This is a genomic window from Luteitalea sp., from assembly GCF_022842525.1.
GTDB lineage: Bacteria > Acidobacteriota > Vicinamibacteria > Vicinamibacterales > Vicinamibacteraceae > Luteitalea.
Genome location: NZ_JALHPM010000017.1, coordinates 1 through 20,081 on the forward strand (window position 1 = coordinate 1; position 20,081 = coordinate 20,081).

Genomic DNA, 20,081 nt, shown 5'->3' on the forward strand with positions numbered 1-20,081 from the left:
GCGCGCCCGCGTCGTCAGCTTGACGGCACTGACGAGCGCCAGCAGTGCCATCACCAGCGCCGCCGCCGTGCGTGGCACCCGCGGCCACACCCACAAGGCCAGCGCGCCGACGATGAGGACGGCGATGACGATCGGGTCGGCCATCGCCACGACCGGTGCCGAGATGGGCGCCGACCACACCGGCCACAACAGCCGGATCGTGGCGCCGGAGAACAGGTCGAAGAACACATGGCTGAGCGTGCCCAGCCAGGCGCCGAAGACCAGCGCGCTCAGCGGTGCCGCACGCGCCCACGTCCGCACGAACGCGCCTGTCGCCAGGGCCACCACGGGCGTCCCCACGAGTGCGTGCGTACCCACCTCGTGCCACTGCAGGTACACGTCCCAGCCCACGGCCATCACGGCCGCGTCGATGTCGGGCGCCAGCCCGCCGAGGACCGTTGCCGCCACCACGCCGCGTGGCACGTGCGACGTCCGCGTCGCGGCGACCATGCGCGCGAAGAGCAGGTGCGAGATCGGGTCCATTCAGGCCGGATCCCCGATGCCTGACTCCCGCGTCCCGACTTCCGACTCCGGCCCCCCGACTCCCGACTCCCGACTCCCGACTCCCGGTGCTTCCCAGTAGCGATAGAACTGGTACCAGCAGTCGGGCCGCTTCTCGATCTCGCGTTCGAGCAGCGTGGCCACGCGCTGCGCGGTGGCCCGCACCTGGAGATCGCGCTGCCCCGTTCGATCGACGAGGATCGGCTCGTGCGGTCGCGCGCGGAAGCGGCCGCGGCCCTCGCGCACGAGGAAGATCGGCACCAGCGGCGCGCCGGTCAGATACGCCAGCATCGCCGGGGCCCCCATGAAGTGCGCCTCGCGGCCGAACATGGTCACCGGCACGCGGTCGCGCGCCACATGCCGATCCATCAGCATCGCGACGGCCCGGCCCTCCGACAGGCGACGACGAATCTGCAACGGGGTGTCGAGCGACTGCCGCACTTCGATGGTGTCGGCGTCGAGCGACGTGCGCACGCGGTGTCGCAGCCAGTTGACCGCGGGATCGGCCTCCGGCATGGCGACCACGGTGAGCGGTACGCCCAGGGCCTTCATCAGCACCGCGCCAGCTTCCCAGTTGCCGAAGTGGCCCGTCACCAGAATCGCGCCCCGGCCGAGCGCGAGCGCGTCCTTCAGGTGATGGGCCTCCTCGTAGACGAAGCGTTCGAGGACCTTCTCGCGCGACCACGACAGCGATCGCATGAAGTCCATCCAGTCGTCCGTGTACGTGTGACACGTGCGGTAGGCACGCCGCCGCAACTGGTCGTCGGACTCCTGCGGGAAGACCGCGCGCAGGTTGTCGACCAGCGCATCCCGCACACTCGCCATCGTGTGGCTGACGAACCAGGCGCCCGCGTGGGCCACCGGCCACGACAGCGGCAGCGGGGCGTACCGCGATCCCAGATAACTGCCACCGACGATGAAGGACCCGTTGAGACGGTGGGTAACCCAGCGCACCGGCGCGGCGAGGCTCATGCCGGGCCTCGTCCGCCGCGACGGAAGAACCGGTAGACGAGGGCCAGGATGATGTTGCGCGTCGTGTCGCGCACGGGGCGGATCTTGCTCTTCTCTGCGCCGTACACGGCCTTGATCGGCACGCGGGCGATCTGGGCGCCGCGGCGCGCCAGCTTCACCACGAGCTCCGTCTCGAACTCGTAGCCGGTCGCCTCGAGCGGCAACTGCCGCAGGACGTCGGTCCGCACGACCCGGAATCCCGACTGCGTATCGGTCAGGTCCACACCCATCAACGTCGCCAGCGCCCAGCTCCCGATCACGTTCGCCCAGTAGCGGGACGCCGGCATCTCGTCGCGTACGAAGACGCGCTCACCGATCACCATCGCCGCGCCGGTGGCCGCCGCTTCCGCGAGCAGCGCCGGAATCTCCTGCGGACGATGCTGGAGGTCGCCGTCCATGAAGAGCACGTGCGTCGCGGTGCCGGCAAACACCTGCGACAGCCCGGCGCGAATGGCCGTGCCCTTGCCGCCATTGTGGGCGAGACGCATGACGTCCGCCCCAGCGGCCGCGGCCGCCTCCCCCGTGCCATCGGTGGACCCGTCGTCCACCACCAGCACCTGCGCGACGTGCGCCGTCGCCCCGTGCACGACGGTGGCAATGGTCCGGGCCTCGTTGTACGCCGGCACGAGCGCACACACCTTCATGCCGCACGCTCCCGAGCCATCAGCGCAGGGAGCACCAGGAGCGAGGCGATCAGGCCAGAGGCGAGTGTCGCCACCGACACGAGCCCCAGCGAGCGCAGGGGGGCATACGCCGACCAGACCAGGGTGCCGAAGCCGACGATCGTCGTGCCGCCGGCCAGCAGCAGGGCCGGACCGACGAGCGAGAGCGTCTCCGACAAGCCGGCGCCGTCGGGGCCGAGGGTGGGGTGGAGCAGATGGATGCCGTAGTCCACGCCGATGCCGAGGAACATCAGGATTGCGAACACGCTGAACAGGTCGAGCACGACGCCCGCCCATCCCAGCATGCCCAGTCCCCAGATGATGCCGCAGATGGTCGGCAGCAGCGCCAGCAGCGTGGGCGTCACCGTCCGGAACTCCAGCCAGATGAGCACCAGGACCACCAGCGCGCCGACGGCCAGGCCGGTGGCCAGCTCGCGCGGGAACCGCGCCGCCAGGGACGCATTGACGAGCGGCAGGCCGGTGAGCACGAGGCCCGGGTGGGCTCCGACGGCCGTCTGCAGGGCTGTGAGCCGCGCGGGGTCGGCGGCCGTGGCGTAGGTCACCACCAGGAAGTCGCTCCCCTCCCGGCGGATGAAGCGTCCGGCCAGTTCGCCGAAACCCCTGGCGTCGAGTGACTCGAGCGTCAGTGACTGGGCCGGGTCGAGCACACGCGTCAGTCGCTCGCGGAACGGCGCGAACGTCCCGGCGACGAAGCCTGCCGCATCGCCGGCCGTGTCCACCGCATCGGCCAGTCCGGCGCGTGCGTCGTCGAGCGAGGCCAGCCGCGCTCGACGCTGCCGCTGCACAGCCTCCGACGGCAGCAGCACCGACGGGCCCACATGGGCGACGCCGGTGGTGCCGGCCAGGTCGTGATCGAGGGCTTCGTGCGCGGCCAGCAGCGGGTCGAGCGCCGGTCCACGGCCGAGCACGAGGTAGACGTCCCTGGCCAGCCCGAAACGCTCGGTGATCTCCGTCTCGAGCGCCAGGCCCGCGGTCACGGGGCGGAGGCGCTCGAGCCGAGGATCGACGCGCAGCTTCGTGAGTCCCCACGCGAGCGGCACGGTCACGAGCACCGCGATGGCGAGGATGCGCCGTCGATGCCGCAGCACCCAGGGACCGAGCCCGGGCATGGACAGGTCGCGGGCGCGGGTGACCCACGCGCGACCGGGCAGGCCCGCCACCAGCACCGTCAGCGTGAAGAACACGGTCAGCAGCATGCCGAGACCGACGACGATCCCGAGTTGCTGGAGACTGGGAAAACTCATGAACCAGAGGCCGAGGAAGGTTGCCGCCGTCGTGACCGCCCCGAGGAAGACACTCACCCCGACGCCTCCGAGATCGCGCACGGCATCCAGCGGGGAGCAGCCGCGCGCGAGCCGATCGCGGTAGGCCACGAACAGCAGCACCAGCCCGTCGTCGCCGAGGCCGAACAGCATCGCGGAGGCGCCCGTCGCGGCCGCCGACAGTTGCACGCCGGCCACCTCGTGGATGGCGAGTGTGACCAGGGTGCCGAGCAGGATCGGCAGCGTGCCGAACACCACCAGCCACACGTTGCGGAACGCGAGGTAGAGCAGCGCCAGCACGCCGACCATCGACCAGGCCGTGTTGCTCACCGCCTCGCCGCGCATCAACGACTCCGTCTCGATGGCGGTGCGGTGTCCGCCGGCGACGTCCATGCGAGGCGGCGGCAGGTCGTCTGCGGCCCACTCGGGGGCGAACTGCGCGCGCATGCGGGCTTCGGTGACGGCGATGCGGTCCAGCAGCGTCCGGGCGTAGGTCGTGTCGAACGGCGGCTGGGTCGGGTGCACGACGAGCATCCGGGCGCGCCCGTCCGTGGTGACGTAGCCATCGGTGCGCGACGGATCGACCTGCAGCACGCCGGAGGCGCCCTGCAACCGTGCACTCGTCAGCTCGAACCACCCGAGGGGATCCCGCTGCGCCAGCGCCTTCATCTCGGGCGTGGGCAGCGCCAGCAGTTCGCGCGTCCGGGTCAGCTGCACCGGCACCCGGTCCGGCGCCATGCGCGCGGTCGCCTCCGTGAAGCCGGCCTCGTCGAGCAGCAGCAATTGCCGGTCCGTGAGGTACGTCCAGTCGCGCGAGCCGTCCAGCAGGCCGGTATCGACGCGCGTGATCTCCGGCACCGCACGCAGGGCGTCGGCGAGGGCCTCGACGTAGTCGTCGTAGTCGGCCACCGCGCCGTCGCCCGGCGCGGCCACGTAGACGTACAGCGCATCGAGGCTGCCGAAACGTTCGAGGTATGTCTCGAAGGCGTCGACGGCTCCGGACTCGCGTGGCATCAGTTGCAGCACGTCGGTCTCGAACCGGATGCGCAGCACGGGCACGAGGCTGACGACAGCGAGGACGGCGGCGAGCACGAGCACGAGCACGCGACGCGTGCGCGCCCCGGTCATGAGGCCCTGAATCAGACGGGTCACGAGGTGTGGATCACGAGGGGCATCACGGCCTCAGCGCCGTGCGGGCACGGCGAAGGCGCCGGCATCGACCGGGGGATTGACCCGCACGTCGCTGAACTCCATCAGCCGCGTGTCGCCGCCCGGATAGTCCATCGCGAGCGCGCGCATCACGAGGGTGGCCTGATCGATCCACAGGTGCACGCGCGACACCCCCTCGCGCATCTGCTTGCGCTTCGGCGTGAAGGTCACGCGCCAGGCGCCGGCGCGATCGGGCGCCTCGACGGCGACGATGTCGAAGTGCTTGCGGAGTTCGGCCGGCGAGGACATGACGAAGAACCGCTCCGCGCGCCGCATGGTGCCACCGATGTCGCGCGTCTCCTTCAGGTTGCGGGCCGGCCAGTCGAGGGCCAGCGTGTTGCCGTTGACGATCACGGTGCGCGCGTCCACCCCGGCATACACGAGGCGCACGCGATTGGGCCGCTGGCCGACCAGGGTGCCCCGCGCGATCTGCGGCGCCTTGAGCAGCGTCGAGGTACTGGTCTCGACGAAGTCCGCCGACACGGTCCGCAGGGTCTTCTCGACGGGGGCGCCTCGCCGGAAGATCTCGTCGAACAGATCGCCGCCCGCGGTCTGCCCCGAGGAGGACGCCGTTCCGGACGCCCCTCGTGCCGAGCCGGGTGCCGCGGAGGCCATCGCGAGGGCCAGCACGGTGGCGAAGACACGTCGAAGCGCCCGTTGAAGAGCCATGAATCGAAATGGTAACGTACCCGCCGTGCAGCGACAGGCCGCAATCACCGGGGTTGCCGCCTGCTCCAGCCTCGGGCAGACCGACGCCTTTCTCGAGGCCGTGCTCGAGGGCCGCACGGGCATCCGTCCCATCACGTCGTTCGACACGACGGCCCGCCAGGCCCGGCAGGCGGCCGAGCTGTCGGGCTTCGACCCTGCCGCGTTCATCCATCCGATGAAGCTGCGCCGGATGGACGAGGTCGGTGCCTTGTCGGTGGCCTCGGCCCGGCTGGCGCTCGACGCCGCGGGACTCCCGCGCAGCGACGCCGGCTACGACGACGTGGGGGTGGTCTTCGGCACGTGTACGTGCGGGGTGCACTCCACCGGCGAGTTCCTCGATCGGTTGCTCGACCTCGGGCCGACCGGCGCGCCCGCGATGCTCTTCAGCAACACCGTCGGCAACGCCGCCGCGAGTCTGATCGCCCTCGAGGAGAAGCTGCGCGGGCCGAACACGACGTTGAGCTACAAGGAGGCGTCGGGCCTGGCGGCGGTGGCGCTGGCCACCGATCTGGTGCGGGCCGGCAAGGCCGGCGCGCTGGTCACCGGCGGGGCCGAGGACATCTACGACCTCTACTTCCAGGTGCACGACTGGTTCGGGGTGCTGTCGCACGACGGCGCCTACCCGGAAGGTGCGCGCCCCTTCGACCGCACCCGCAACGGCTTCGTGATGGGGGAGGGCGGCTTCGTGGCCATCGTCGAGGACCTGGACCGGGCGCAGGCGCGCGAGGCGGCGGTCCTGGCGACCGTGATCGGCGTCGGCGCGACGGCCGGGCTGACTGCGATCAATGCCTGGCCCACCGAGACGGCCGCCCTCGTCCGCTGCATGCGCGACGCCCTGGCCGAGGCCGGCATCGACGCGGCCGAGGTCGGCGCGGTCTATGCCGCGGCCAACGGCGCCATCGATTTCGACCGCCTCGAGTCGGCGGCCATCGCCGAGGTCTTCGCGGACCGCCCGGTCACGACGACCTCCGTCAAGGGGGCCGTCGGCGAAGGGGGGATGGCCGCGGCCGCGTCGCTCGTCGTGGCCGTGCTGGCCGGGCGGCGCGGGCTGGTCGCGCCGACGGCTGGCCTGTCGGCCCCCGATCCCGCCTGTGCGCCCCTGGGCTGGGTGATCGGGTCCCCGGCCCCGCTGCGCACGCCGTACATCCTCGTGAACAGCTTCGCCAGCGGCGGCACCAACTACAGCGTCGTCCTGCGCTGCCAGTAGCACGCGGGGTCGGGGGCCCGGTGCCCGGTGCCCGGCCGATCGTGCCCGCTGTTATAGACTGTTCCTTCGGCGGTGCCGCCCGGGTGCCGCCAGGGATGCTGCGTGCCGTACGAATCGCTTGCCCTGTCTGGCCGGGTCGCGCTGGTCACTGGCGGATCGCGCGGCATCGGTCGCGCCATTGTCGAGGCGCTGGCCCGTCGCGGTGCGGCGGTCGCGTTCTCCTACCGCGAGCGCGACGAGCCGGCCCGCGAGATCGTCCGCACATTGCAGGCGGAAGGGGCGCGCATCTGGACCGGTCCTTGCGACGTGGCAGACGAAGCGCAGGTGCAGCAACTGGTCGCCGACGCCTCGGCGGCGCTGGGACCCATCGACATCCTGGTCAACAACGCCGGCGTCACGCGTGACGGGTACCTGATGATGATGGACCGCGAGAAGTGGGACGCCGTGCTGCGTCCCAATCTCGACGGGGCCTTCTTCTGCACGCGGGCGGTGGTGCGCGGCATGCTCGTCCGCAAGTGGGGGCGGGTCATCAATCTCACCTCGCCGAGCGCCGTCGCCGGGTTGCCCGGCCAGGCGAACTATGCGGCGTCCAAGGGCGGCCTGATCGGCCTCACCCGGACGCTCTCACGCGAGCTGGCGCCCAAGGGCGTCCTCGTGAACGCCGTGATGCCGGGGCTCATCCAGACCGACATGACGGCAGCGATTCCCGAGGCCACCCGTGAGGCGCACCTGCGCAACGTGCCCGTCGGGCGGCTCGGCACCCCGGCGGAAGTCGCCGAGGTGGTGGCGTTTCTCAGCTCCAACGCGGCCGCGTACGTCACCGGTCAGGTGATCGGCGTCGACGGTGGGCTCGTGTAAGGCAGTCATGACTGATCTTCGTAGCGACATCAAGGCGGCGATCGTGCGCGCCCTCAAGCTGCCGATTGCGGCCGACGAGATCGACAGCGCCGCGCCGCTGTTCGGTGCCGGCCTCGGCCTCGACTCGATCGACGCCCTCGAGCTGGTACTGGAGATCGAGCGATCCTTCGGTGTCGTCATCGGCGACGAGGAGACCGGCGGCAAGGTGCTGCAGTCGGTGGATGCCATCGCCGAGTACATCGAGGCCCAGAGGAAGCCCGCGTAGTGCGCTGCGCCGCGGGCTGCGCGTGCGGCTGGTGAAATGGCTGCCAACGCCTTCACGGTCGACGTCGAGGACTGGTTCCACATCTGCGGCATCGACGATCGTCTGCCGCCCTCGCAGTGGGATGCCCTCGACAGCCGCGTCGTGCCGACGACGCGCGCGCTGCTGGACGACCTCGCCGCGACAGGCAATCGCGCCACGTTCCTGATCGTCGGCTGGGTCGCCGAGCGGTTTCCGGCGCTGGTGCGCGAGATTCGTGACGGCGGTCACGAGGTCGGCCTGCACAGCTACTGGCACCGGCGCGTGTTCGACCTCTCGCCCGAGGCCTTCCGCGACGACCTGCGCCTGAACATCGCCGCCGTGCGGGCGGCCGGCGCCGGGCCCCTGACCACCTTCAGGGCTCCCGAGTGGTCCCTGAATCAGCACGCGCCCTGGGCCCTCCCCATCCTCGTCGAGGAGGGCATCCGCCTCGACGCGAGCCGCGCGCCTGTCGCGCGCGTCGGGTCGCCGGCGTTCCCGCGGCGCCCGCACCCGATTGCCACGGTGGCCGGCGCGTTGCTCGAACTGCCACCCCTCGTCGGTCGGCTCGCCGGGCAGGCCGTGCCGCTCGGGTGGGGCTGGGGCCTGCGCAAGGCCGAGCCCGGCGCCGTGCTCGACGCCATCGCCGCCAACAACCGCAAGGGCGATCCCGCCGTCCTTACTGTGCACCCATGGGAGATCGATCCCGCCCCGCCGCACGTGCGGCTGCCGCCGCCACTTGCGTTCGCGCACTATTACCGATTGTCGGGCTTCCGGGCACGTCTCAGGGAGGTGCTGGCGGGCGCCGAGTTCGGACCACTCTGCGAACTGCCGGACGCAGAGGCGTGGCTGCGCGCCTGAGCGGTGCCGGGCTGCTGCTCGGCCTGCTGACCGTGGCGGCGCCTGCCGCGGCCGGGCAGGCGCAGGCGCCGACGCTGCCGCGGCTCGTGTTCGACACCGGCGTCGAGCGGGCCACGATGCCGGCGTCGCTTCCCGCCGCCGTGCGTGTGACGGTGAGCGCCGAGGTGCCAGACATCCAGTCGGAGGCGCCGGCGATCCCGCAGGACACGGCCGTCTGGTTGACCATCACGGCCGTCGATGGCCCGGCCGTCGACCCGTCGACCTGGTCGGCTCGCGTCCGCGCCATCGTCGCCGCGGTGCCCCGGCTTGCGGCCGTCGAACTGCAGGCGGATGGCCGCGACCCGAGGCGCACCGCCTTCCTGATCAAGCTCGCCGCTGCGGAGATTCGCGCCCAGGCGGCCTCCGCCGCGATCGTGCTCGGCGGGGCCGCCGCGTCCGACCCGCAGCGCGATGCCGTCCTGACCCCCGACGTCGCCCCCGTGATCGATGGCCTCGCGCTCGCCCCGGGCGCCGACCCGGAGGCCGCCGCGGCATGGGTCGCCGACCACGATCCTGGCGCCTCGCTCGTCGAACTGGACATCCCGCTGCCGGAGGTCGAACCGGCACGGGCGTTCGTCGATCACGAGATCGCGCGACTCGGGACGCCTGTCGCCGTGCGAGGCTATCGGCTCTCGCCATCGGCCCTGGCGGGCGTGCGACCCGTCGCGGTCCGCCTGCAGGATCTGTACGCCGGCGACATGGCGCCCGTGGCCACGCCACCGGGAGCGCTCACCGTGCGTGCGAGTGGACGCGACGTCACCGCGACGCGCCGTGCGCGCGTGCTGTATCACCTCGGCACGCTGGGCACGTTCCTGGTGCTCGACGCCGCGGCGAGCGGCGAGACCCTCGACGTCTCGCTCGTCCTGCCCTCGGCCGGCACCGTCGTGGTCCGCGACCCGGTGTCGGGGCGCGACCACCCGGCGCGACGGGTGGTGCGCGACGATGCGGCGCAGCGGACCGAGGCGACGATCGTGCTGCCCGGGACGGGGCCGTGGCTGGTCGACTTCAACCGGGGCGCGGAGGCGGGGTTCGTCCAGCAGGAAGACGTGACCGGCGCGCGGACGCTGTCGGTCGAGGAGATCCTTGCCCGCCATCAGGCGCGTCAGGCCGCCGAGCGCGAGCGGTCGCCCCGGTACGTGGTCGATGGACGCATCCAGCAGTACTTCCGGCCGACAGTGACCGATCCCGGCTTCGACGTCATCACGGAGAACCGCTTCTTCGTCGACCGCGTCGACGGCACCGAGTGGGAGGAGCGCGACTTCAGCGTCAACGGCGCACACTTCGGCGAGCCGCGGCCGCCGTTCCCGCTGCTGCAACCCGAGAAGGTCCTGACCCCGCCGCTGTCGATCGAACTCGACGCGCGCTACCGCTATCGCCTGCAGGGCACGGCGATGGTCAACGGCCGGTCGGCCTGGGTGGTGGCGTTCGAGCCCCAGGTCCGCGACCAGTCGCTCTACCGCGGCACCGTCTGGATCGACCGGGAGACCTTCGCGCGTCTGCGCCAGCAGGCCGTGCAGACGGCGTTGTCGGCTCCCGTGATCTCGAACGACGAGACGCAGGACTTCGCGGCCGTGCGCACGGCGTCCGGCGACGAGGTGTGGCTGCCGTCGCGCATCTACAACCAGCAACTGATCCTGATCGCGGGCCGCAACCTGCTCGTCGAGCGGCGCATCACGTTCAGCGACTACGACCTGGCGCCGGAGGACTTCGCGGCGCAGCGTCAGGCGGCGCGCGCCGGCGATCGGACGATGTATCGCGACACGGACGTCGGCGTGCGGTACTTCGTCAAGGAAGGTGACCGGCGGGTGGTCAGCGACATCGCGACGACGAAAGCCAGGGCGCTGGCGCTCGGCGTGACCATCGACCCCGGCTTCGAGTTCCCGCTGCCGATCGGCGGCATCAACTACCTCAACTTCCGCTTCCTGGGGCGGCAGGACACGCAGGTCGCGGTGTTGTTCGCGGGCGTCCTCGCCGCGGGCAACATCCAGCGTCCCCGTGCCATCGCCAACCGCATCGACGCCTCGATCGACTTCTTCGCGATCGCGCCGCCGTCCACCGACCGGCTGTTCGTCGCCGGTGGGGAACGGAAGGACCAGAGCCTGCTGACGTGGCCCCTGTCCACGGGACTGAACCTCGGCTGGCAGGCGACGACCTACCAGCGCATCTCCGGGCAGTACCTGTTCCGCTTCGACGGCTTCGTGCGCAACACCACGACGGCCGACGACTACGTGACGCCGACCAGCACCATCACCAACGGCCTCGGGCTGCTCTACGAGTACCGCCGCGGTGGCTACTCGGTCACCGCCAACGGCACCTGGTCGGGACGCCTGTCGTGGCGGCCGTGGGGTGACCCGTCGGCGCTCGCGGCCACGCCCTCGACCTATCTCAAGTACCAGGCGTCGGCGACCAAGGTGTTCTACCTCGGCGCGTTCAGCAAGGTCATCGTCAACGGCGCGTGGTTCGGCGGCACCCGCCTCGACCGCTTCAGCCAGTATCAGTTCGGCCTGTTCGACGACACGAAGATTCATGGTGTGCCGTCGGCCGGCGTCCGCTACGGCGAGCTGGCGATGGCCCGCGGGCAGTACTCGTTCAACATCCTCGATCAGTACCGGATGGACCTCTTCGTGGATCAGGCGTGGGGCCGGGTGCGTCCCAGAGGAGTGCCTGGTGTCGTCGAGGTGCCCTGGGAGCCGCTGACGGGCGTCGGCGTGGCCTTCAACGTCCGCGTGCCGGGGCGGACGGCGTTCATCCGCGGCGAAGTCGGCCACAGCTTCCTGCCCAGCCGCTACAGCGGACTGGGATCGACCACCATCCAGGTGATGCTGCTCAAGCCGCTCTAGAATTCACGTGAGCATGTCTGACCAGAAGCGAATCGCGATCACGGGCATCGGCATGATCTGCGCCCTCGGCACGCAGCGCGAGGCGGTGTGGGCCCACATGCTGGAGGGGCACTGCGGCATCGGCCCGGTGACGCTGTTCGACACCGAGGGTTACCGCAGCCGCATCGGGGCCGAGGTCGACCTGACCGAGGTGCAGGCCCGGTACACGCCCTACCAGCGCCGCCGCTGGTCGCGCAGTGATCTGATGGGGGTGGTGGCGGCCACCGAGGCGCTGGAGGACTCGGGGCTGCTCGACAGCGGCATCGACCGCACGCGGGTCGGGGTGATGCTCGGTGCGGGCACCGGCGATCTCGTCCGCAACGAGTCGTACTACTTCACGATGCGGCGCGAAGGGATGGACCGGGCCCGGCCGACCTGGATTCACAACCACTTCTCGAGCACCCCGGTGGATGTCGTCGCGACGCACTTCGGGCTGGAGGGCATGCGCTCGTGCCTGATGGCGGCGTGTTCCTCGAGCACCATCGCGATCGGGCAGGCCGTGGACGCCATCCGTCGAGGCCGACTCGATGCCGCGCTAGCTGGCGGGACCGACGCGCTGTCGCGGCTGACCTTCGCCGGGTTCAACGCCCTGCGACTGATGGACCCGCAGCCGTGTCGCCCCTTCGATGCCGGTCGTCAGGGCATGAACATCGGCGAGGGCGCCGCCATCCTCGTGCTCGAGGACTGGGATCGGGCGGCGCGCCGCGGCGCGCACATCTACGCGGAGCTGGCCGGGTACAGCTTCACGTGCGAGGCGCATCACCCGACGGCGCCGGAGCCGGAGGGCCAGGCGATCGGGGCGACGATTCGGGCGGCGCTGGCCGACGCCGGCGTCAACGCCGACGAGGTCACGCACGTCAACGCGCACGGCACGGCCACACCGCAGAACGACAAGGCGGAGGCGCGGGGGGTGCGCGTCGTCTTCGGCGATCGGGCCGCTGCGATGCCGGTGACGTCGCTGAAGGCGATGTTCGGCCACTGCCTCGGTGCCGCGGGGGCCATGGAAGCGGCGGCCCTGGCCCTGACGATCGATCGGCACTGCATCCCGCCGACGATCAACCACGAGCGCACCGACCCCGAATGCCCCGTCGATCTCGTCGCCAACACCCCGCGCGAGGTGCCGGTGCCCTGTGCCGTCTCGACGTCGCTGGCCTTCGGTGGCAACGACTCGGCGCTGGTGCTGCGCCATGCGTAGACGGCTGCGGCGTCCGGGAACCATGCGCACGGCTGAGGCGTATCCACAAGACACGTCGGTCAATTTCAGGGGGATGGCATGGTGCGAGTGTGTGCGGCGGTGGTATGTGGCGGAATGGCGATGGCGCTCATGAGTGGCGTCGTCTTGGCGCAGTCGACGGGACAGCCGCCGCTGATCGACCGGGCGCTGTTCTTCGGCGATCCCGAGATCGCGGGCTCGCAGCTGTCGCCTGACGGGCAGTACCTCTCCTTCATCAAGCCGTTCAACGGCACGCGGAACATCTGGGTGAAGAAGGCCGACGAGCCGTTTGCCAACGCCCGGCCGATCACCAACGATCAGAAGCGCCCCATCGGGGGCTACTTCTGGAGCCGCGACAGCAAGTACGTCCTCTACTCGCAGGATCAGGGCGGCGACGAGAACTTCAACGTCTACGCCGTCGATCCGACCGCGTCACCCGCCGCCGGGCAGCCGGTGCCGGCGGCGCGCAACCTCACCGACGCCAGGGGCGTGCGGGCGCTGATCTACTCGGTGCCCAGGAACGACCCCGACACCATGTACGTCGGCATCAACGAACGCGACAAGGCCTGGCACGACCTCTACAAGGTCCGGATCTCGACCGGCGAGCGGACGTTGCTGCGACAGAACACCGACAAGGTCGCCGGCTGGGTGTTCGACGAGGCCGGCCGGCTGCGCCTGGCGGCCCGCACGACCGACAGCGGCAGCACCGAGATCCTTCGCGTCGACACGGACGCGCTCGTGAAGGTCTACGAGTGCTCCGTCTTCGAGACCTGCCAGCCGGTCCGCTTCCACAAGGACGGCACGCAGGCCTACATGATCACGAACAAGGGCGACGTCGATCTCATCGGCCTCGTGCTGTTCGACCCGGCCAGTGGCAAGGCGACACTGGTCGAGAGCGATCCGAAGAAGCGGGTCGACTTCGGCAACGCCATCTTCTCGGACCGCACCGGCGACCTCGTCGCCACGCAGTACGAGGACGACCGCACGCGGTGGTACGTCAGGGACGCCGCCCTCAAGGCGGACTTCGAGTTCCTCGAGAAGCGCTTTCCCGGCAAGGACGTCAATCTGCAGTCGTCCACCGCCGACGAGCAGCGCTGGATCGTCGTCGCAGCCAGCGACACCGACCCCGGCGAAGTGTTCGTCTACGATCGCCGCACGAAGGCGCTCGTGTCGCAGTACAAGGTGCGCGAGGCGCTGAAACGCGACCAGCTCTCGCCGATGACGGCCATCACCTACCCGTCCTCGGACGGCGTCGAGATTCCGGCGTTCCTCACCTTGCCGAAGGGCGCCGCCGCGACCAACCTGCCCCTCGTGGTCTTCCCGCACGGCGGACCGTGGGCGCGCGACACGTGGGGCTACGACACCTACGCCCAGTTCCTCGCCAATCGCGGCTACGCCGTCCTGCAGCCCAACTTCCGCTCGTCGACCGGCTACGGCAAGCGGTTCCTCAATCTCGGCAACGGCAAGTGGGGCGAGACGATGCAGGACGACATCACGTGGGGCATCAAGCACCTCGTGGCGAAGGGCACCGTCGATCCGAAGCGTGTCGGCATCATGGGCGGGTCCTACGGCGGATACGCCACGCTCGCCGGCCTCGCCTTCACGCCCGACGTCTACGCCGCCGGCGTCGCCATCGTCGCGCCGTCGAACCTGCTGACGCTGCTCGACTCGATCCCGCCGTACTGGGAGTCGATCCGCACGGTGTTCAACGTCCGCATGGGCGACCCCGGCAAGCCCGACGACAAGGCGCGGCTGATGAAGCAGTCGCCGCTCAACTCGGCCGACAAGATCCGCACGCCGCTGATGGTGGTCCAGGGGCAGAACGACCCGCGCGTCAAGCGGGCCGAGTCCGACCAGATCGTCATCGCGCTGCGTGACCGCGGCTTCCCCGTCGAGTACATCGTCGCGCCCGACGAGGGGCACGGCTTCGCACGGCCAGTCAACAACATGGCGATGATCGCCAGCACGGAGAAGTTCCTCGCCAAGCACCTCGGCGGTCGCTTCCAGGAGGACGTGCCGGCCGACGTGGCGACGCGCCTCACCGAGATCACCGTCGATCCGAAGACCGTGACGCTGGCCACAACACCGGCGGTCGTCTCCGGGACGCCGACGCCGGTGGCCGATCTGGCGGCCATGAAGGCCAACTACTCGGCGACGATTGCCCTCGGCGCGCAGAGCATCGCCATGAAGATCACCCAGGAGGCGCGCGAGGAGAACGGCGCCTGGGTGTTCGTCGAGACGGCGGACACGCCGATGGGCGCGGCGACCGACTCGGCGATCATCGAAAAGGGGTCGCTCCGGCTCAAGAAGCGCACCGTCAAGCAGGGCCCTGCCGACATCGCGCTCGACTTCTCGAACGCCGCGGTCACCGGCACGATGACGGTCAACGGCCAGGCACGACCGATGAACATCGCCCTCGACGGTCCGGTCTTCGCCGATGGGCCGGGGTCACATGCCGTCGTCGCGCGCCTGCCCCTGGCGGCGGGCTACACGACGTCGTTCCGCAACGTCAACGTCCAGACGCAGAAGGTCGAGGTCAAGCAGTTGACGGTGGCGAGCCGCGAGTCGGTGACCGTGCCTGCCGGCACCTTCGACGCCTGGAAGGTCGAGATCAAGGGCGAGGATGGCGCGCTGACGACGCTGTGGGTCGACGCCGCGTCGCGGCAGGTCGCGAAGATCACCGCGGTGCTGCCGGCGATGAACGGCGCCGTGCTCACCGCGGAACTCGAGAAGTAACGAGGGGCGCTACCGGTTGACGATCATCAGCACGATCAGCACGAAGACGATGATCAGGGCTACCTTCACCCAGCTGACCGGGTAGGTACCGCCCATGCGGCCGTTCGAGGCGTTGACCACCACCTGGTACGACTGCCGGCCGTAGTTGTAGGTCATCACGTAGACCGGCACGAGCACGTGCTTGAACGTGCGTCCGCTCCACGACGGCGCGATCTGCAGGTTCTGGTACGTGTCGCCGGGCACCTGGTCGGCGCACATCTGCCGCAGCTGGGCGTGCATGTGCGCCAGCCCCTGCTCGGCCGCGTCGGTCAGCACGATCTGGTACTGCTCGACGACATGGCCCGACAGGTAGGCCGTGTCGTACGGCAGCAGTTCCTGGGTGGGGAACGGCTCGACCTGCGCCAGCAGGCCCCGGTCGATGCCGGTCGTGCCCGGGACCAGCATGTCGTCGAAGAAGTGATCGACGACGCCCGACGCCGGCACCCAACGGGTGCGTCGGACCTGGTTGTTGCCCTGCTTCTCGTAGTAGTGGTACCCGGCCTCGGCGCGCCACGGGCAGTGCACGCGCGCATCGAACGTCCAGTACGGGATGTACAGTCCGCGCAGCGTGTCGACCAGGGCCTTGCGCTTGAAGGCGTTGGGCGCCAGCCACTTGCTCGAGAACCAGTGCCGCACCGTCTCGCGCACCTGCGCCTCGCTGACCCGGAATGGCAGCAGGCTCGACGGCGTGATCGGCGGCTTGATCGAGGCGTAGTCGACCAGAGCCGGCGAGCCGCAGAACTCGCAGTTCTGCCCGACGCGCGCCGCCTCGAAGACCATCACCGCCTTGCAGCTGCGGCACTGCACGCTGCGGGTCTCGGCCTTCCAGCCCCGATGCAGGGCGTCGGTTTCGGCCAGGGCGTGGTCGAGGTCGCGCTCGGCGATCGGCCCGGTGCCCTCGGTCGGTACATACGCCGACTCCGTGCCGCAGAACGGGCAGACCAGCCGCTGCCGCGAGGCGTTCCACTCCGCCTGTGCACCACAGGCGACGCAGACGTGCTTCTGGAGCGCGGTGATGTCCTCGGGGAGGGGCGGCGGAGGCGTGGACACGGTGTGAGGGGGCCCGTGACGTGGGTAGGGCCCGCTCTCCGAGCGGGCCGTCACGACAGGCGCGTGGAGCACGGCCGGCTCGGAGAGCCGGCCCTACCCCGGAAGACTAGCTTGCCAGGTACGAGTCGAGTGCCGCGCGGGTGACGCGGTACGTCGAGCCGATCTTCTTGGCCTTGAGCTCGCCGGCTTCGATCACGGCCATGACGTCGGCGTCAGAGACCCCGAGCGCCTTGGCCACGTCCGCCACGCCGAGCAGGTCGACCGTCGGCACCGCGGCGGCGGCACTCGCGGCGGCCGCGGCCACGGCGGGGCCGCCTGCGACCGGCGGGGTCGGGGGAGCGGTGGCCATGCCCTGCTGCATCATCTGCTGCGCGATGCCGAAGCCGACGGCCAGCTCCGAGGCCATGCCGGCGGCACCGGCGCCGCCGCCCGTCTCGAAGCCCTTCGCCATCTGATACTTGACGAAGTCGTTGAGGTTGCCGATGGCGGCCATGCTCGAGCGCTTGTCGATGGCGGCCTCGACCTCGGGCGGCACCGACACGTTCTCGACGATGAACGACGCGATCTCGATGCCGTACTTGGCCGAGGTCAGCGGGTTGATCAGGGGCAGCAGCGCTTCGCCGAGCTCACTGTAGCGCGTGGCCACATCGAGCACCGGCACGGCCGACGTGGCCAGCGCATCGCTGAAGATGCTGACGATGCGCGACCGCATCGTCTCGGCGAACTCGTCGAGGCGGAAGTTGTGGTCCGACCCGGCCACTTCCTTCAGGAACAGCTTCGGGTCGGTGACCTTGAAGTCGTAGGTCCCGAACGCCCGCGCCCGGACGATGCCGAAGTCCTGATCGCGCAGCATGATGGGGTTGCTGGTGCCCCACTTGTTGCCCGTGAACAGGCGCGTCGTGACGTAGTAGATGTCGACCTTGAAGGGCGACTCGAAGCCGTACTTCCACGACTTCAGCTTCGTCAGGACAGGGATGTTCTCGGTGACCAGCGAGTGCTTGCCGGGCCCGAATGTGTCGCCGAACTCGCCGAGGTAGACGAACTGCGCCACCTGCGACTCGCGGACGATCAGCTGCGCGCCGTTCTTGATCGCCTTGTCATCGTCCGGGAAGCGGAACGAGATCGTGTCGCGTGAATCGTCGGTCCACTCGATGACCTCGAGCAGCTGTCCCTTGATGAAGTCGAAAATCCCCATCGTTCAGTTGGCCTCCGTAGCGCATCCATTGTACGCACGAACGGGCACCCCGGTTCAGTCGTGCCCCCTGATCTGCGCCACAGGTGCGACCGCCGGACACGCCCGGCGGCTGCGTGTTCAGGCCGCGACGGTCGCCTTCGGCAACTGGAACACCGCCGCATTCTCGAACCCGCCGTGATGGCGGTCGATCGTCCGTCCGCCGGCCATCTGCAGGATCACGTCGGCGTAGCGTTCGAGCTCGGCGAAGTTCTCGTGCAGGCGCGCGGTCAGCGTCGCGTCGTCGATGTCGTCCCACAGCTGTCCCTGGATGCGGTGCAGGTACGGCATGTCGAGCAGCGACATCTGCTGATAGCCGTAGCTGGCCTGATCGGCGTCGTTCCACAGCTTCAGCTTGTGCTGCATGCGGGCGTGCAGGAAGAAGAAGCGGGTGAGCAGGCCCTCGAGCTGCTGCATGTACGCCATGTCGCGATACTTGCGGCGGAAGTACAGCAGGGCCGAGATCGCCCAGTAGCAGGCGTTGTCCCACGCCACCTTCACGGTCATGACCTGCGCGTTGCCCATGATCGGGTACTGCCCGTCGTACAGCTTCAGGAACGCGTTGAAGAGCAGCAGGTACATGCGGCTGAAGAAGGCCGCGTGTGCCGTGATGTCCTCACCCCGCCGATCACGCGTGATCAGCTCGGCGACGATGTCGTTGCCGATGGAGATGAAGTCCGAGCCCGGCGAGTAGAACGGATCGGTGAAGACCCCGGCCTCGCCGATCAGCGCCCAGCGGTCGGCCGAGTACATCTGCGCGCACGAATGCGAGAAGTGCTGCAGGCCGAGGAAGTCGTCGAGGTCGTCGCGATGGGCCTCGAGGACCTCGGCGCACTGCGGCTCGAACCGGTGCAGCCACGACATCGCGCGGTCGAAGCGGTTCAGCGTCTGATACGGATGGATCGCATCGTCGACGACGATGCCGATGCTGTGGCTGTCGGAGGCGAGGGGGATCAGCCAGGTCCAGTAGCCCTTGCCCATCAGGTGGACGGTGCTCATCCACCGCTCCTGCATCGGCATCCAGTCCTGCCAGGAGCCCTTCGGCGACCAGTCGTCGATCTTCAGGCGACGTCCCATGCGGAACCACACGGCGTTGGCGTTGTGCGAGGCCGGCCGGGACAGGCCCAGCTTGCGCCGCAGCAGACCCGATCGCCCGGTGCCGTCGACGACCCAGCGTCCCTTGAAGCTGTGGACGGTGCCCGCGATGTCGATGTCGACGCGATGGTGCGGATCCCCGAACTCCACGGCCGTCACCTTGACGCCGTCGAGCACGTCGATGCCCGCCTTGCGGTTCTCCTCGAGCAGGAAGTTCTCGAGGCGGCCGCGATCCAGCTGGAACGACGGCACCTTCGGGAACGACTTCGGCCCGAGTTCGACGCGTGTCGTCACGTCGCGGTTGTCGCCATCGGTGAAGAAGTAGCGCAGCCCCAGCTTGTAGAGCTGCTTCTCGACCAGATGCTCCTCGATGCCGAGGATCTTCGAGAAGTAGTGCGCCCCGATCTCGACGCTCGACTCGCCGACCTTGTGCGCGGCCTCCGGCACCGGGTGCTTCTTCTTCTCGGCGACCAGCACCGTGAGGTCCGGGTGCTCCTGGCGGAGTTGGCGGGCGAGGCAGAGGCCCGCGAGGCCCCCACCGGTGATGATCACGTCGTAGGTCGTCAGGGACATGCGGTCAGGGTCGGGAAGCCGAAGTCGGGAACCGGGATCGGGAATCGGGAATCGGGAGGCGGGACCGGGTCGCCTCCGTGAGAGTCCCGACGGATCTTATCGTGCAAGACAGTGGACGACGGCAGGGGCGGCGAGGATCCCGGGCGCGTGCCGGGTCGCGTCACTTGCCTTCGCGTCGACCCTGCGGGCGCTGCGTCCGGGCGGCGGGGTGCGCCTGGGCGCGCGTGACGTGCGCCGGCTGCAGCGCCTTGTCGGCATCCTCCCCGGCGTGCGCGTCGGGCGCCGCGATCCCGTGCTGACGGGCCACGCGCTGCTTGAGCTCGGCCACCTTGGCCTGCGCGCGCTTCTTCGCCTCGGCGGTCGCTGTCGTCTTGGTCATGACGGCATCGTACTCTCAAGTCCCAGGACTCAGGGCTCAGGGCTCAAGCCAAGGCCCACGGCCCAAGACCCAAGGCCCGTGGTGTGCCATTGGTGTGGCTAATGGCATCTTCACGAACGCTAATCGGCTGGCCGGTTCGTCTCCGCCGTCGCCGCATTTCATCCATAAGCCAGACGCATGCTTATGGTGGCTGACATACACTGCTCGCACGCTGCACCACCCGGCGGG

At 69.8% G+C, this 20,081-nt stretch carries 16 protein-coding genes; 7 read left to right on the forward strand and 9 right to left on the reverse strand.

Annotation, left to right across the window (positions count from 1 at the left end; genetic code table 11):
* The 5 genes from Q0C41_RS05475 to Q0C41_RS05495 all read right to left on the reverse strand — a co-directional run.
* A partial coding sequence (locus tag Q0C41_RS05475) for a metal-dependent hydrolase (protein ID WP_291981677.1) occupies positions 1-522 on the reverse strand: 522 nt, incomplete at its 3' end.
* A complete protein-coding gene (locus Q0C41_RS05480) occupies positions 523-1,512 on the reverse strand; it encodes a lysophospholipid acyltransferase family protein (RefSeq protein ID WP_291981679.1) in 990 nt (329 codons plus the stop codon).
* Entirely contained in the window at positions 1,509-2,195 is a 687-nt protein-coding gene (locus Q0C41_RS05485; RefSeq protein ID WP_291981681.1) for a glycosyltransferase family 2 protein, read from the reverse strand. The genes Q0C41_RS05480 and Q0C41_RS05485 overlap by 4 nt, the downstream gene beginning before the upstream one ends.
* Entirely contained in the window at positions 2,192-4,648 is a 2,457-nt protein-coding gene (locus tag Q0C41_RS05490) for an MMPL family transporter (RefSeq protein WP_291981682.1), read from the reverse strand. The genes Q0C41_RS05485 and Q0C41_RS05490 overlap by 4 nt, the downstream gene beginning before the upstream one ends.
* A gap of 30 nt (positions 4,649-4,678) precedes the next feature.
* Positions 4,679-5,374 carry an outer membrane lipoprotein carrier protein LolA gene (locus Q0C41_RS05495; protein ID WP_291981684.1) on the reverse strand — a complete coding sequence of 232 codons (696 nt, stop codon included), beginning with the start codon at positions 5,372-5,374 and terminating at the stop codon, positions 4,679-4,681.
* Here Q0C41_RS05495 and Q0C41_RS05500 point away from each other — a divergent pair.
* From Q0C41_RS05500 to Q0C41_RS05530, 7 genes are all read left to right on the forward strand, one after another.
* Complete coding sequence (locus Q0C41_RS05500; RefSeq protein WP_291981687.1) at positions 5,373-6,620, forward strand: beta-ketoacyl synthase N-terminal-like domain-containing protein; 1,248 nt, start codon at positions 5,373-5,375, stop codon at positions 6,618-6,620. The genes Q0C41_RS05495 and Q0C41_RS05500 overlap by 2 nt on opposite strands.
* A gap of 102 nt (positions 6,621-6,722) precedes the next feature.
* Entirely contained in the window at positions 6,723-7,478 is a 756-nt protein-coding gene (locus tag Q0C41_RS05505; protein WP_291981689.1) for a beta-ketoacyl-ACP reductase, read from the forward strand.
* A gap of 7 nt (positions 7,479-7,485) precedes the next feature.
* Positions 7,486-7,743 (forward strand): phosphopantetheine-binding protein, encoded by a 258-nt coding sequence (locus tag Q0C41_RS05510; protein WP_291981690.1) that lies wholly within the window; start codon positions 7,486-7,488, stop codon positions 7,741-7,743.
* A gap of 36 nt (positions 7,744-7,779) precedes the next feature.
* Entirely contained in the window at positions 7,780-8,619 is an 840-nt protein-coding gene (locus tag Q0C41_RS05515; protein WP_291981692.1) for a polysaccharide deacetylase family protein, read from the forward strand.
* The gene (locus tag Q0C41_RS05520; protein WP_291981694.1) at positions 8,604-11,498 is read left to right on the forward strand and encodes a hypothetical protein; all 2,895 of its coding nucleotides are present in this window, start codon (positions 8,604-8,606) and stop codon (positions 11,496-11,498) included. Before Q0C41_RS05515 ends, Q0C41_RS05520 begins: the two co-directional genes overlap by 16 nt.
* Positions 11,499-11,511: 13 nt before the next feature.
* Complete coding sequence (locus Q0C41_RS05525) at positions 11,512-12,732, forward strand: beta-ketoacyl synthase (RefSeq protein ID WP_291981695.1); 1,221 nt, start codon at positions 11,512-11,514, stop codon at positions 12,730-12,732.
* A 129-nt stretch (positions 12,733-12,861) separates the two neighbouring features.
* Positions 12,862-15,486, forward strand: coding sequence for an alpha/beta fold hydrolase (locus tag Q0C41_RS05530; protein WP_291981697.1), 2,625 nt, complete (start codon positions 12,862-12,864; stop codon positions 15,484-15,486).
* A gap of 9 nt (positions 15,487-15,495) precedes the next feature.
* Here Q0C41_RS05530 and Q0C41_RS05535 read toward each other — a convergent pair whose 3' ends face one another.
* The 4 genes from Q0C41_RS05535 to Q0C41_RS05550 form a co-directional block, all read right to left on the reverse strand.
* A complete protein-coding gene (locus Q0C41_RS05535) occupies positions 15,496-16,575 on the reverse strand; it encodes a hypothetical protein (protein ID WP_291981699.1) in 1,080 nt (359 codons plus the stop codon).
* Between the two features lie 106 nt (positions 16,576-16,681).
* On the reverse strand, positions 16,682-17,770 hold the full coding sequence (locus tag Q0C41_RS05540; protein ID WP_291981701.1) for an SPFH and helix-turn-helix domain-containing protein: 1,089 nt from the start codon (positions 17,768-17,770) through the stop codon (positions 16,682-16,684).
* 117 nt (positions 17,771-17,887) lie between these two features.
* Positions 17,888-19,474: an NAD(P)/FAD-dependent oxidoreductase gene (locus tag Q0C41_RS05545; protein ID WP_291981703.1), complete on the reverse strand. Its 1,587-nt coding sequence runs from the start codon at positions 19,472-19,474 to the stop codon at positions 17,888-17,890.
* 160 nt (positions 19,475-19,634) lie between these two features.
* Positions 19,635-19,853 carry a hypothetical protein gene (locus tag Q0C41_RS05550; protein ID WP_291981705.1) on the reverse strand — a complete coding sequence of 73 codons (219 nt, stop codon included), beginning with the start codon at positions 19,851-19,853 and terminating at the stop codon, positions 19,635-19,637.
* Between the last annotated feature and the right edge of the window lie 228 nt (positions 19,854-20,081).

Coding starts and splice junctions, on each gene's coding strand:
- Q0C41_RS05545 (WP_291981703.1), bottom strand. CDS start 19,474: ATGTCCCTGACGACCTACGACGTGATCATCACCGGTGGGGGCCTCGCG.
- Q0C41_RS05480 (WP_291981679.1), bottom strand. CDS start 1,512: ATGAGCCTCGCCGCGCCGGTGCGCTGGGTTACCCACCGTCTCAACGGG.
- Q0C41_RS05485 (WP_291981681.1), bottom strand. CDS start 2,195: ATGAAGGTGTGTGCGCTCGTGCCGGCGTACAACGAGGCCCGGACCATT.
- Q0C41_RS05530 (WP_291981697.1), top strand. CDS start 12,862: ATGAGTGGCGTCGTCTTGGCGCAGTCGACGGGACAGCCGCCGCTGATC.
- Q0C41_RS05550 (WP_291981705.1), bottom strand. CDS start 19,853: ATGACCAAGACGACAGCGACCGCCGAGGCGAAGAAGCGCGCGCAGGCC.
- Q0C41_RS05510 (WP_291981690.1), top strand. CDS start 7,486: ATGACTGATCTTCGTAGCGACATCAAGGCGGCGATCGTGCGCGCCCTC.
- Q0C41_RS05500 (WP_291981687.1), top strand. CDS start 5,373: ATGAATCGAAATGGTAACGTACCCGCCGTGCAGCGACAGGCCGCAATC.
- Q0C41_RS05540 (WP_291981701.1), bottom strand. CDS start 17,770: ATGGGGATTTTCGACTTCATCAAGGGACAGCTGCTCGAGGTCATCGAG.
- Q0C41_RS05495 (WP_291981684.1), bottom strand. CDS start 5,374: ATGGCTCTTCAACGGGCGCTTCGACGTGTCTTCGCCACCGTGCTGGCC.
- Q0C41_RS05525 (WP_291981695.1), top strand. CDS start 11,512: ATGTCTGACCAGAAGCGAATCGCGATCACGGGCATCGGCATGATCTGC.
- Q0C41_RS05515 (WP_291981692.1), top strand. CDS start 7,780: ATGGCTGCCAACGCCTTCACGGTCGACGTCGAGGACTGGTTCCACATC.